General features: G+C 60.4%; 11 protein-coding genes and 1 pseudogene. All 12 read right to left on the bottom strand.

Annotated elements, in window-relative coordinates; all coding sequences use genetic code 11:
- Positions 1-10: 10 nt before the first annotated feature.
- Positions 11-430, bottom strand: a complete 420-nt coding sequence (locus JNN07_26620) for a hypothetical protein (GenBank protein MBL9171335.1) — start codon at positions 428-430, stop codon at positions 11-13.
- A gap of 174 nt (positions 431-604) precedes the next feature.
- A complete protein-coding gene (locus JNN07_26615; protein ID MBL9171334.1) occupies positions 605-1,333 on the bottom strand; it encodes a hypothetical protein in 729 nt (242 codons plus the stop codon).
- A 537-nt stretch (positions 1,334-1,870) separates the two neighbouring features.
- Entirely contained in the window at positions 1,871-2,209 is a 339-nt protein-coding gene (locus tag JNN07_26610; protein ID MBL9171333.1) for a YnfA family protein, read from the bottom strand.
- Between the two features lie 6 nt (positions 2,210-2,215).
- Positions 2,216-5,419, bottom strand: a complete 3,204-nt coding sequence (locus JNN07_26605; GenBank protein ID MBL9171332.1) for an efflux RND transporter permease subunit — start codon at positions 5,417-5,419, stop codon at positions 2,216-2,218.
- A 3-nt stretch (positions 5,420-5,422) separates the two neighbouring features.
- Positions 5,423-6,166, bottom strand: coding sequence for a hypothetical protein (locus tag JNN07_26600; GenBank protein ID MBL9171331.1), 744 nt, complete (start codon positions 6,164-6,166; stop codon positions 5,423-5,425).
- A 471-nt stretch (positions 6,167-6,637) separates the two neighbouring features.
- Complete coding sequence (gene cadA / locus JNN07_26595) at positions 6,638-8,851, bottom strand: cadmium-translocating P-type ATPase (GenBank protein ID MBL9171330.1); 2,214 nt, start codon at positions 8,849-8,851, stop codon at positions 6,638-6,640.
- Positions 8,844-9,116, bottom strand: coding sequence for a hypothetical protein (locus JNN07_26590; GenBank protein MBL9171329.1), 273 nt, complete (start codon positions 9,114-9,116; stop codon positions 8,844-8,846). The genes cadA and JNN07_26590 overlap by 8 nt, the downstream gene beginning before the upstream one ends.
- 16 nt (positions 9,117-9,132) lie before the next feature.
- Positions 9,133-9,465, bottom strand: coding sequence for a hypothetical protein (locus JNN07_26585; GenBank protein ID MBL9171328.1), 333 nt, complete (start codon positions 9,463-9,465; stop codon positions 9,133-9,135).
- A 65-nt stretch (positions 9,466-9,530) separates the two neighbouring features.
- The gene (locus JNN07_26580) at positions 9,531-9,980 is read right to left on the bottom strand and encodes a hypothetical protein (GenBank protein MBL9171327.1); all 450 of its coding nucleotides are present in this window, start codon (positions 9,978-9,980) and stop codon (positions 9,531-9,533) included.
- 16 nt (positions 9,981-9,996) lie between these two features.
- Positions 9,997-10,221 carry a hypothetical protein gene (locus JNN07_26575; GenBank protein MBL9171326.1) on the bottom strand — a complete coding sequence of 75 codons (225 nt, stop codon included), beginning with the start codon at positions 10,219-10,221 and terminating at the stop codon, positions 9,997-9,999.
- Between the two features lie 129 nt (positions 10,222-10,350).
- Positions 10,351-13,551: pseudogene (locus JNN07_26570) on the bottom strand (efflux RND transporter permease subunit).
- 9 nt (positions 13,552-13,560) lie between these two features.
- Positions 13,561-13,954: hypothetical protein (locus JNN07_26565; protein MBL9171325.1), on the bottom strand; the 394-nt coding region annotated here is incomplete at its 5' end.

Raw genomic sequence — 13,954 nt, 5'->3', positions numbered from 1 at the left:
TGCTGGCGCTTTAGGCGACCAAAATCGTGGCTGCTGGATTGGGGACGGCGGTGGTTCGCCTCCAGGTCTGCGGTTTCCCCTTGTAATCATCTTCCGGGCCAAGCTCGAGATAGACGTTCATCCCGTAGCTCCACGGTACGGGACGCCTGTCGCCTGGGCAGCGGTAGACGGTTTGAAGAAGACTGGTACAGGCGGTCTTGCTCGAACCGAGTTGCGACGCGATGGCCCGCCCCCAGGTCGGCTGCCCGTATACGAAAGCCGAGTGCTGGCGGCGTTCGAATTTGTGCTCCTTCTCGTCGGTATAGAGCCGCGCCGCCAGCCCAACTTGTCGCATGTTGCCCAAGCACTGCGTGGGGCAGGCGGATTCCGTCGCCTTGCCCAACGCGGGCAATAATCGCGCGGCCAGAATAGCCATGATGGCAATCACCACCGCAGTTCTATCAGCGTGAAAGCGCGACACGCTCTCGGCCCTCGTGGGCCGAGAGTCGTGGGTGTTTTGTCAGGTCGCGCTGTCGCGGCGCGAGCTTCATCCGGAAACATTTTCTCATGTCTCCCACCGCGAGCACGACAGCGGATCGGATATCTACCGCGACGGGAGAGTTTGTCACGAGTGTCCACGTTCCGCCCGGCAGGGAGTCTGTGCCCTCCAACACATAGCCAGTGGCCGTTGTCCGCCAGAAGACCACGATGCGCCGCTCAATGCCAAAAATGGGCCGACCATCTGGCACGTTCGCCCAGCTGAAACGAACGGCCCGGTGCTCGAGTTTGGAAGTTCCAGGCCGGTCCCCGTGATCAACAGATACGCCTTGAAGGTGGCGGTGTAGGTGTTCGTTCCAGACGGTGCGGTGAACGTCGGATGAAACATCATACCGTTCCAATGAAGCGCGTTCGTTGTGCCGTCCGTGCGGAAGATTGGCGCAAAGGCTTTCGGTGCGGTGTTCGCATAGCGATAGACTGACAACACCAGCGTGCCGCACAGTTTGCGAATCCCCATTTGTGTCCCGACCGGTAGCGGATCAGTTACAGCGTCCATCACGAAACCGTAACGGCGGCTGAAGGATTGGCTTTCCCAGCTAGGATCAAGCGCCTCGAACCACGGATCACCCGGATCAAAGCTGTCTCCGGGATCGCTCACCCACAACGGCATGAGTTGCGGCACAGTCGCGTCCACCATGACGTGCATACGGCCTTCGGCGGCTTGATACGAGAGCATCGGTATCACCATGCCGCCTTTCATGGGAACAGCGGTAAGGGTCGCGGCGAACAGCGCCCACGACTGGAAGGAAAGGACCGCGGTCAGAACATTCAATTGTTCAAGAGGCGAGTTTTTCATTTCAGGCATTCAGAATTTGAGGCACTGCCACACGGCGGGCCTCGGGTTGATAAAAGGGAGATCAATGAGCCCACTCCAACACGACGCGGGCAACGAACAAGCGGGAGAGGATTAGATGAAAAAACGGCGGGGAGGCGGGACAGGCGGGGACTCGGCTCGATTCGCCGCGCAATCAGTCGGCACGGGAAGCAGAGTGAAAGCTGACGAAGGACAAGGAATGGAAATTTTGGAATCGAAACAGAATTCCTGTTTTCCTTGGACTTTCAGGGCGTCTTGCTTTTTCTCGGAACGCTTGCCCTCCTCAACCGCCTTGCACAGTTTGCAAGGATGCCTGCCGTCGAAGGTCTTGCGCAATGCTTCGGTCAGAGGAGCATCATTCGAAAATTTCACCGCCATACCAACCCATGCCACAGATTGCAGCAACGCCCAATGCAACCCTAGCGAAAGGTTCAGCGTCAGAACGACCAGCACGTTGGTCGACCGGGGCAGCACGAGGCTAGGATGCGCTTGTATCCCGGCTGTGTCAACCGCCTGCGCTCAGACACCTGCTCGCGGCGCGAAGCAAATGATGGCGGCGCCCAACAGGCACACGGCGGCTCCGATAAAATCCCACCGGTCGGGAGAGTGGCCGTCCACCCATTTCAGCCAAGCCAGCGACGCCGCAATGTAAATCCCGCCGTAAGCGGCATACGTGCGGCCTGCGGCGCTGGGGTGCAGGGTCAGCAGCCACGCAAACAGCGCGAGACTCACCGCGCCGGGCAGCAACCAAAGCGGCGTGCGTTTCAGGTTCAGCCAGAGATACACCGAGTAGCACCCGAAGATTTCGGCTAAGGCCGTTACCGCGAACAGTCCGATGGCGCTGAGATGGGAGTTCATTTGTGGTCATGAAGTCGTCGCGGCGTCAGGAGACGGTCCGCCTTCACTCGAAGGCGATTCCGATGGCGCGTCGTTCGCGGGTTTCTTCTTTCCTTCCAGCCACTCATAAAGCACGGGCAGCAAGACGAGCGTGAGGAAGGTTGAGGTGATGATGCCGCCGAGGACGACGGTGGCGAGCGGGCGTTGCACTTCCGCGCCCGCACCGGTCGAAATGGCCATCGGTACGAAGCCAAAGCTGGCGACGAGCGCGGTCATCAGCACGGGGCGCAGCCGGGTCATTGCGCCCTCGCGAACGCTGGTGGCAATGTCGCGGCCTTGTTCGCGGAGCACGTGGAAGTAACTGCACATCATCAGATCGTCCAGCACTGCGACGCCGGTCAGCGCGATGAAGCCAACGCCCGCGCTGATGGTGAACGGCATGTCGCGCAGCCAGAGCGCGAACACGCCGCCCGCCATCGCGAGAGGGATGCCGGTGCAGACCATCAGCGTATGCCGCAGACCGCCCAGTGAAGTGAAGATGAGGAGGAAGATAAATACCAACGCCATCGGCACGATGATGGCGAGCCGCGCGCGGGCCTTTTGTAGGTTCTCATATTGCCCGCCGAATTCGTAGTAGTAGCCGGACGGGAACTTCACCTCGGTCTTGATGCGGCTCATCGCTTCCTTCACGAATCCTTCCGTGTCGCGCCCGCGCAGGTTCACCAGAATCGCGCTGCGGCGCTGGCCGGATTCGCGCGTGACTGCGCCGACCTGTTCGGTCATTTGAAACGTGGCGACCTGGCCGAGCGTGAGCAAGCCGCCCACGTCGGTGCGCACGGGCAGGCGCTTCATGGTGTCCACGCTGCGGCGCGCGTCTTCTGCGAGTCGCACGACGATAGGGAAACGCCGGTTGCCTTCAATGACCGTGCCGACTTCCTCGCCCGCGAGTGCCGTGGCGATGGCTTGGTTGAGGTCGCCCGCCTGCAGGTTGTAACGGCGCAGCGCGTCGCGGTCGGGCTTGATCTCCAGCAATGGCGAGCGTCCAAACGCATCGAACTCCACGTCGCCAGCACCGGGAATTTTGCGTAGCAGGTCGCGAATCTCGGTCGAGAGCCGTTCGAGTTCCTTGAAGTCGTCGCCGAACACTTTCACCGCGATGTCGGCGCGGACGCCCGCCATCATTTCGTTGAAGCGCATCAGAATCGGCTGCGTGAACAGATAGGTCTGGCCCGGCGCATGGACGGCGAGTTCGCGGCGCATCAGGTCAATCAGTTGCTCCTTGGTGGCCGTTTCCCCCGCAATCTCCCGCCATTCGCGGCGCGGCTTGAATTCAACGTAAGTGTCGCACAAGTTCGGACCCATCGGATCCACCGCGATTTCGGCCGTGCCGATCAAGCCGAACACGCGGTCAATCTCCGGAAACTTCTCCAGCAACAGCTTCTCGGACTTCTGCTGCAAGTCCGTGGAGGCGTCCATCCCGGCGCTGCTGCTTCGGATGAATTGAAGCAGCATGGTGCCTTCGTCGAGTTGCGGAATGAAGTCCGCGCCCAATCGCGTGAAGAGGAAAAGCGCGGAGCCGACCAACACTACGGCCGCAGTCACGACGACCAGCTTGAAACGGAGCGCCCATGTGAGCACGGGCCTGTAAATCGCCTTGAAGAAATGCACCAGCCAGTTCTCCTCGTCCTCTTTGATTTTGCCGCGCAGGAAATACGAGCACAGCACCGGCGTCAGCGTGAGCGCCAGCACCAGCGAACCGGCCAGCGCGAAGATGACCGTGAGGGCCATCGGGCGGAACATTTTTCCCTCAATGCCGGTCAGCGCGAGAATCGGCACATAGACGATGGTGACGACCAGCACCCCGAAGAACATCGGATTGGCGGACTCCCTGGCGCCGGAGCGTACTTCCTCCAGGCGTTCTGCGGTGGTGAGTTCGCGGCCCAGCGCCTTCTGCTTGAGCGCGAGATGACGGATGATGTTCTCCGACATTATAACCGCGCCATCAATAACGAGACCGAAGTCAACCGCGCCCAGGCTCATCAAATTGCCCGACACGCCGCTTTGCGCCATCCCGATCATCGCGAACAGCATGGAGAGCGGAATCGCTAGGGCCACGATGACGGCGGCCCTAAAATTACCGAGCATGGCGAAAAGCACGACCACCACGAGGAGCGCACCTTCAAAGAGGTTTGCCTTCACCGTCTGCAACGTGCCGTTAATCAAATCCGAGCGGTTGTAGAGCGGGCGCACATCCACGCCGGGCGGCAATTTCTCTTGAATGTGCGCGAGTTTCGCCGCCACGTCGCGGGCCACGATGCGGCTGTTCCCACCCGCGAGCATTAACGCGCCGCCGATCACACTTTCCTGGCCGTCCACCGTCGCCGCGCCGGTGCGGTAGCCTGAACCGATGCCGACTTTCGCCACGTCCTGCACGAGCAATGGTTGCGTTGCCCCAGCAAACTTCAGCGGTAGCTGCGCGATTTCCTCCGTCGTGTTCACGCGACTGTTGGCGCGGATGACGATTTGTTCGCCGCCGATTTCCACCATGCCGCCACCGACGTTCTCGGTGTTCTCACCGATGGCGTGCGCGAGTTCGTCCAAGCTCAGGCCCACGCTGGCGAGCCGCGCCGCGTCGGGCATGATGACAATCTGCCGCTCGTAACCGCCGCTCGTATTCACCTCCGCAACGCCCGGCGTCTGGCGGAGCAACGGGCTGATGACGTATTCCTGAATCTGCTTGAGCGACTGCAACTGCTCGTAACGCGAGGGCGGTTTGTTCGTCGTGTCCGTTGCGAACTCCACCGAGTAGTAAAAGATTTCACCGAGCGCGGTGCTGATGGGCGCGAGCCGGGGCTGCAAATCGGGCGGCAACTTTTCCGCCGCGCTCAACAACCGTTCGGTCACCAACTGCCGCGTGCGATACAGGTCCACGTCGTCCTCGAACGTCATTCGGATTTGCGACAGACCGAATTTCGACAGCGTGCGCAGTTCGATCATGCCGGGCAGTCCGGCCATCTGGCTTTCGAGCGGAAGTGTGACGAGTTTCTCAATTTCCTCCGGCGCGAGCGCGGGCACAGCCGTATTAAGGAGCACCTGCGGATTGGTGATGTCCGGCACGGCGTCAATCGGCAACCGCAATGCCGACCAGACGCCCACGCCGATGAGGATGAACGTCGCCAGCAACACTAGCGCCCGCTGCCGGAGCGAGAATTCGACAGTTTTGAGGATCATGCGCTATTTCCCCTTTTTGGGCACGGCACAACACGCTTGTCCGCCCTTGACCGCCGCGAGTTCCGTCATCCAGAGCGACATCACCGGTCGCAACACCACTTGGTCGCCCGCGTAAAGGCCGTCCTTGATTTCCACAAGATCGCCGCTAATTGCGCCCACCTTGACCGGCGTGCGGACGAAACTTTCACCGCTCAGCGTGTAAGCGGAATGTCCGTCGCTGCACTCCAGCAACGCGGCGCGCGGAATGGTCACAACCGACGCGGCGGAATCGAGTTCCACGCTCGCTGGCAAAAATGCGCCACCGACATGCGATCCGGATGGGTTGGCAAACTCTACTAACACCTCGGCCATGCCCGTGGCCTTTAGCAGCTGGTCATTCAACCCCGTCACGCGGCCGGTGAGACTCGCCCCGTTCGCTGAGGTGCGAACTGTCTGTCCGCGCTTCAATGTCTTAGCTTCTTCCGGTGTGATGGTGGCGCTGGCAAGAATGGATTCCTTGCCGCTTTGATAGACGCGCAGTTGAATTTCAAGCGTCGCGGGAACTTTCTGCTCCGTGACGTCGACGACCTTCACGCCGAGTGACATCCGCGTATCGTCCGGCACATGCAGGCCGTTCTTCGCGCTGTATTTCGGACCGATCTCGACGGTTTCCTCGCCCGTTACCAATTCGCCAGACTTTGGCTGGCAACCCGCCAGCGCCAGCAGCGCGACCAATATACTTCCAACCCGAAAATGATTTCGCTTCATAAACACAAATAGGCTTCACCGTTTCATACCGACAGGAAAAAAGGAGCAGCCCCAATCGAGACTGGTTACGAAGCGAAGGACGGAGCACGCAGCGAAAGAAACCTGGGGAAGCAGAATTGCCAGCGGCCCGCCAGTTCGGACAGACCGGTCGCGGGAACGTCGCGGACACTTTCCACGGTCCGTTAGACTGCAGGGAGATTGGTTTGGAAGCCAAACAGCAGAGCGCCGATTGGAGCGGAGACGAGTGGTAGCGAATGCTTAGGGAGAAAAAGCCCGGACGCCAATGCTCTTTCAAACAACCATTCAGTTCACCCGGCCAGCAGGACGCATCCATCGGACAGCACGAAGCGGCCGACAACCACACGACCCTCAGCGTCAACGCGACCGGTGCTTTGCAATGTTGCACAGTGAAAGCGTTACCACGGCGGCAAGGCTCGAGCAATGCGGAAAGTTCGACTTGTGTGTTGATATTCACTTCGACTTCAACAAACGGAGGGCGTTTGCGATGACGAGAAGCGTTGCCCCGGTGTCCGCGAGAATCGCCAGCCAGAGGCTGGTGTGGCCGGACAACGCGAGCACGAGGAATACGGCCTTCACGCCGAGTGCGAAGGCGATGTTCGCCTGAATGATGCGAACGGTGCGGTGGCCAAGCTGAATTGCCTCGGCCAACTTGCTCAAGTCGTCCTGCATGAGCGCGATGTCCGCCGCTTCAATCGCCGTGTCCGTTCCCGCGCCGCCCATTGCAATGCCAATGCTGGCTGCAGCCATCGCGGGAGCGTCGTTCACGCCGTCGCCGATCATGCCGACGTGTTTGTGTTGCGAGAGCAATTCGCGGACGCGCTCAATTTTCTGGTCGGGCAACAAATCACCAATGGCTTCATCAATGCGGACCTGTTTGGCAATCGCGTCCACCGCTCGCTGATTGTCGCCGCTCAACATGACGACCTTTTCGACCCCGGCGGCATGAAGAGCCTTGATGGTTTCAGCGGCATTGGGGCGAACCGTGTCGGCGACCGCTAGAATGCCCAGCACTTCACCGGTGCAACCTTCGTGCGGTTTGTGGCCGACGATGATGACGGACATCGCTTGGGCTTCCAGTTCACTCAGCTTCGTTTCCAGTTCATCCGAGCAGACGGCGGATTCGTGCGCGAAGCGGTGGTCACCGACGAGATATAGATGTCCGTCAATCTGCGCCTCCGCTCCCCGTCCGGTTTTGGACTGATAGTTTTCGCTGCGCGGGAATCGGATTTTCTTTTCCTCCGCATACTTTACGACAGCCTGCGCCAGCGGATGTTCCGAGTGCCTGTCAATCGCGGCGGCGATACGCAGGATTTCGCCCTCGGATTTCCTGTTCCACGGAATCACCTGTTGAACACGCGGTTTGCCTTCAGTGATCGTGCCGGTCTTGTCCACGGCTAGCGCTTTCAGCTTCCCAATTTCTTCCAGGAACACGCCGCCCTTGATGAGCACGCCGCGCCGCGCCATCGCGGTCAGGCCGGAGACGATTGAGACCGGCGTGGAAATAACCAGCGCGCACGGACAAGCGATGACGAGGAGAACCAAGGCGCGATACGTCCATTCCAGCCATGCGCCGTGAAAAAGCAACGGGCCTGACAGCAGAACAAGAATGGCAACCCCGAAAACAGCCGGCGTGTAAATCTTCGCGAATCGGTCAACAAACCGCTGCGACGGAGCTTTCTGACCTTGCGCCTCACCGACCAGCTTGATGATTTTGGCGAGCGTGGTGTCGGTCGAAACTTTGGTGACTTTCACTTCGAGCGAACCTTCGCCGTTGATTGTTCCCGCGAACACCGTGTCGCCGGATTTCTTCTCCACCGGCATGGATTCGCCGGTGATGGGCGCTTGGTTGATGGCGGATTCGCCGGAAGTCACAACGCCATCCAGCGGCACACGCGATCCCGATTTGATGATGAGGGTTTCCTCCAGCGCGATTTCCTCAATGCGCACTTCCTGAATCTGGTCGCCGCGTTTCACCAGCGCGGTGTCCGGCGCGAGTTCGAGTAGCGATTGAATGGCCCGACGGGCCCGACCGACGCTGAATCCCTCCAGCAGTTCCGACAACGCGAACAGAAACACCACGGCCGCCGCTTCCGTCCATTCACCGATGCACGCCGCGCCGATTACCGCGACGCTCATCAGCACGTTCATGTCGAGCGAGACGTGGCGCAAAGCGCGAAGGGCTTTCGGAAAAATGAACCAGCCTCCGGCGAGAATGGCGACGACAGCCGTGGCGGCCTTGCCGTAAGGCGCGAGAAGATTCAGCCACTGCAAGAGAAGGGAGATTCCAGTGAAGACGCCGGAGAGGCTCACCAGCCCCACGCGGATTTTGTTAAACTCGCCGCCATGTTCATCCGCCCCCTCTTCTTCTTCCGCCGCCGGAGTCGCCTTGAACCCCGCCGTGCCAATCGCTTTGATCAACTGTTCGGACGTGACGCGCTGGTCGTGAGCAATCGTCGCCGTGCTCGCCATTAGGTTCACCTTGATTTCGCCCACGCCAGCAAGCGGTTTCAGCGCACGCTCAATCGCCGCGATTTCATCCGGGCAGTCCATCCCGGCAACACGCAGGGTCGTGCCCGCTTTTCCATTCGTCGCGGGATCGGAAGCATTGTTCTCGTCGAGATTGTCCTTCGATCCGTTCCCGCAACTGTTGGAGTTTTCACTCATGGTTTGTCACTTGATCCTGTCCATCCAGAGGCGCGGCGGAAGCCGGAGCGTTGGTTTTCCCGCCGCGATGGTAACGCTGCTCATGCCGCTGTCGCGCTTGGTATCGCAGCCAGAAATAATCCGCCGCCATCAACCCGAAGGACGCCAGGGTAACACCGCCGATCATCAACCAGCTTAGGCGTTTATCCTTTCGATGTTGTGAAGTGTCCTGAGCGATGCACTCGGCGCGCCAAGCGGCTTTTTTGGATGACAACCAATGGCTCACGATTTTGTTTCTAGCGTCAGTTCCGGTTGACCCAAATCACTTTCGTAACGAATGGCTTTCCGAAGAACGGCGTGCGACGGTAAACCACCGCCCTCGTGCCGTCCTTGAGTTCATCCGCCGGAGCGAAGTGCCGGCTGTGAACGAACTTCGTCCGGCTCGTCAGGGCAAGCTTCGTCGTCGCTTTGTCGTCTTTAGGCCAAATGTGCATGGTGCGGCTGGCCAGGTCGAGAAGCTCGATCACGCCGCAGGCCGGGCGCGAACGGACGGTGTGCGGGTTAGCCACCGTGGGTGAGAAAAACATCAGACCCAGCACCGCCGGGCCAAGCCGAATTGCCTTCGAGGATTTCATAACACGTCCTTTCGTCTGGCCCGTCGCGTGGCGAATGGCGACCACGCGGCGGGCGCACTCATGGGTCAATGGTCGCAGGTGCAGCCATATTCGGCGCGCTTGCAGCCGCCGCAAATGTGCATGTCCAGCTTGAAGCGGATGTTCTGCGGTTTGGCCTCGGCAGTCTGCCGGAACAGCACCACCACGTTGTAGCCGTCGCCCTCAGGCAGCTTACTCTTGCTCACGAGCGAGTCCCCCTTCTTCTCGAATTGCAATGTGGCCTTGCCACTCTTGGCGTCGGCGATGGCGGTCACGGTCTGCGTGGTGGCCGCGACGGGTTTCATCTCTTCGTTGTAGAAGTTGATCGTAACGCTGCGGTCCTTCTCGACCACGAATTCGGCGTGCGGCTCGGTCTTGTCGAGCAGGCGTCCACCTTTGGGCGTGGCCTTGTGTTCGTGTTTGTCGGCGGCGTTGGCGCTGAATAGCCCGCCGCACAGGACGGCGGCCAATGTGAGGATACGGAGGTTTGTTTTCATATTTGTGACTGTCCTTTCAGTTTGTGTTGATGGTTTTGATGTGCGGGAACAATATAGTGGCTGCACCCGCCAGGCAGACGAGCGCGCCGAGAACATCCCAGCGGTCGGGCGATTGCCCGGCCACGAACTTGAGCCACGCCAGCGAGGCCGCGATGTAAATTCCACAACACGCCGCGTAAGTGCGTCCCGCGGTGGTCGGGAGCAGCGTCAGCAGCCATGCGAACAGCACCAGACTGGCCACGCCCGGCACGAACCAGAACGGCCACTTCTTCAGCCTCAGTCAGAGGTAGAAGGTGTAGCAGCCGAAGATTTCGGCAAGGGCCGTTACGACGAACAGTCCGATGGCGCTGAGATAGCCGTTCATTTGAGGTCATGAAGCAGTCGCGGCGTCAGGAGACGATCCGCCTTCGCTCGAAGGCGCTTTCGTCGGCGCTTCGGTCGCAGAATCCTTTTTTCGTTCTAGCCACTCGTAGAGCGCCGGCAGCAGAACGAGCGTGAGGAAGGTGGAACTGATGATGCCGCCAATGACGACGGTGGCGAGCGGGCGTTGGACTTCCGCGCCCGCACCGCTGGCAATGGCCATTGGGATGAAACCGAGTGAGGCCACCAGCGCCGTCATGAGCTTCGGGCGCAGGCGCAGGAGCGAGCCGTCCCAGACCGCCGTGCGCAGATCCGCGCCGCGCTCGCGCAACTGGTTGAAGAACGTGATGATCATGAGTCCGTTCAAAACCGCGATGCCGCTCAACGCGATGAAGCCGACGCCTGCCGATATGCTGAACGGCAAATCACGCGCCCAAAGCGCGAAGACACCGCCGGTCACGGCGAGCGGCACGGCGAGGAAGACGAGTAGCGATTGCCGCAGGCTTTGCAGCGCCATGAAGATGAGCACGAAGATCAGCGCCAGCGCCGCCGGGACGACGATGGTCAGGCGTTTGCGGGCTTCCTGCAAATTCTTGAACTGCCCGCCGAACTCGATGGTGTACCCCTCCGGCAGTTTGATCTGCTCAGCGATCTTTTTCTGCGCCTCGAGGACGAAGCTCTCCACGTCGCGTCCGCGCAGGTTCACCATGATGGCCGCGCGACGCTGGCTGTATTCGCGCGCAATGGCGGCGACCTGCTCCACCACCTTGAAGTCCGCCACCTGGCCGAGAGTAAGCAAGCCGCCGTCATCCACCCGCACAGGCAGGCGCTTGAGGTCGTCAATCTTCTCGCGCAGTTCCTCGCTCAGGCGCACCACGATGTCGAAGCGGCGGTTGCCCTCGATGAGCTTGCCGACCTCCTGCCCCGCGAGCGCGGTGCTGACCACGCGGTTCAACTCGGCGGCGTGCAGGTTGTATTTGCTCATAGCCTCACGCTTAGGAACGATTTCGAGCAAGGGCGATTTGCCAAGCGCGTCAAACTCCACGTCCGCCGAACCGGGCACGGTTTCCAGCACTTCGCGCATCTCGGAGGCAATCTTCTCGATCACCGCGAAGTCCTCGCCAAAGACCTTCACCGCGATGTCCGCGCGCGTGCCTTCTAGAATTTCGTTGAAGCGCATTTCAATCGGCTGGCTGAACAGGTGGCCCTCGCCGGGGAGATACTTGCCGAGTTCTTCTGTCATCAGGGTGGCCAGTGCTTCCTTGCTGATAATTTTGCCGTCCACTTTGCGCCACTTGTCGGGCGGATTGAACATGATGTAAGTGTCCGCGACGTTCACACCCATCGGGTCGCTGGCAATTTCCGCCGTGCCGAGGCGGCTGAAGGTGTAGGACACTTCAGGGAACTTCTCCATGAGCAGCTTCTCGCCTTGCTTCTGCATTTCGATGCTGGCGTCAATGCCGATGCTCGTCGTGCGGATCATGTGCGTGGCGAACGAGCCTTCGTCCAGTTGCGGCACGAACTCCGCGCCGAGCCGGTTGAACACGACGACCGCCAGAATGAACAAAGCCAATGCCGTGCCGGTGACAATCCAGCGAAAGCCGAGCGCAAAGCGGAGGATGGGCGTGTAGGCGACCTTCGCCCAGCGAACCAGAAAGCTGTCCTTCTCCTCGATGTTGCCGCCGAGCAGATAGGAACAGAGCGCGGGCATGAGCGTGAGAGCCAGCGCCATTGAACCGACCAGCGCGATGATGACGGTAATGGCCATGGGCTTGAACATTTTCCCTTCGATGCCCGTCAGCGCGAGGATCGGGAAATAGACCACGGTGATGATGCACACGCCGAAGAACATCGGGCTGGCGACTTCCTTGGCGGACACGAGCACCTCGTGGGCGCGTTCGATGGCCGTCAGGCGGCGCTTGAGTTGGTGCTGTTTCTCCGCGAGATGCCGGATGATGTTTTCTACCATCACGACCGCGCCATCCACAATCAACCCGAAATCAATCGCACCGAGACTCATCAGGTTGCCGGAGACGCGGCTCTGCACCATGCCGGTCATGGCGAACAGTAGCGACAACGGAATGGCGAGCGCGACGATGAACGCCGCGCGCCAGTTGCCGAGCATGACGAGCAGCACGACGACGACGAGAATCGCGCCCTCGAACAAACTCGTCTCCACCGTGCGGATGGTGCGGTCCACCAAAACGGTGCGGTCATACACCGGGATGATTTCCACGCCCGCCGGGAGCTTCAGCTGAATCTCTTTGAGCTTTTCGTCCACGCGCTTGGCGACCAGTCGGCTGTTCTCGCCGGCTAGCATCAACGCCGAGCCGAGCACGGTTTCCTCGCCATTATAAGTGCCCGTGCCGGTGCGAACGGCCTTGCCGATGCCCACGTCGGCCACGTCTTTGACCCGCAGCGGCGTGGCTCGCGCGCCGAATTTCAAAGGCAGATTGGCAATCTCCTCGAGGGTTTGTACCCGGCCCGCCGCGCGGATCGTCAAGGTTTCGCCGCCGAGTTGAATGATACTGCCACCGGCGTTCTCCACGTTCTCGCCGATGGCTTCGGAGATTTCGCTGAAGGACATGCCCACGCTCTTGAGTTTGTCGGGATTCGGTTGAATGACGATCTGCTTCTCGTAACCGCCGGTGGTGTTGACCTCGGCCAGTCCGGGCGTAGAGCGCAGGCGTGGCTTGATGACGTAATCGTGCAGGAGCTTCAACTCCATCAACTGCGCCTCGCGCGTCGGCGGTTTGTTCGTCGCGTCGGCGGCATATTCGAGCACGTAATAGAAAATCTCACCAAGGCCCGTGCTGATGGGCGCGAGCTTGGGAGTCAGGCCCGACGGCAAGTCGTCAATCACCGTCTGCAAACGTTCGCTGACGAGCTGGCGCGAGCGGTAGATGTCCGTGCCATCCTCGAAGATGAGGTTTATCTGCGAGAGTCCGAACTTGGAGAGCGAGCGCAACTCGGTGAGTCCGGGGATGCCAGCCATCTCGTTCTCGATGGGGAAGGTGACGAGCTTTTCAATTTCCTCCGGCGCGAACGCGGGGACGGAAGTGTTGATCTGCACCTGGACATTGGTGATGTCCGGCACGGCGTCAATCGGCAGCCGCAGCGCGGAGTAAACGCCGATGCCGACCATGACAAGGGTGGCGAGCAGCACGAAAACGCGCTGGCGGACAGAGAATTCCAGGAGGCGGTTGAGCATGGTGCGGCCTTACTTTTGGCAAGCGGAGCGCGATGCCGCGTGGACCGAGACTCGCACCACGCTGCCAACCGGCGGCGGTTCGGGGAGAATCACGGCGTAGTGGGAACTCGTCCGCGAATGGCGTGAACGACGGATGGGATTCGGGTTGAACGTTGTGTTAGTGCGCGCCAACACGGAGCCGTCCGACGCGATGGTCTCCACATCAAGATGACTTTGCGGCGGGATCCCATAGCCGAGCATTCGGCCAACCGAACCGGAAACTTGGAATCCCTTGCTGGTTGGCGCAAGTCGGATACTCTGGATCTGCACACCCCAAGCTGACTGTCGCTCGGTTCGATAGGTAGACGGCACAGGTGAGTTGGTGGCACAACCTGTGACCACGGATGCGGTCACGAGGATGGTT

The sequence above is a fragment of the Verrucomicrobiales bacterium genome, from assembly GCA_016793885.1.
GTDB lineage: Bacteria > Verrucomicrobiota > Verrucomicrobiia > Limisphaerales > UBA11320 > UBA11320.
Note: the sequence above shows the minus strand (reverse complement) of the source record. Positions and strands in the feature narration are given on the sequence as shown.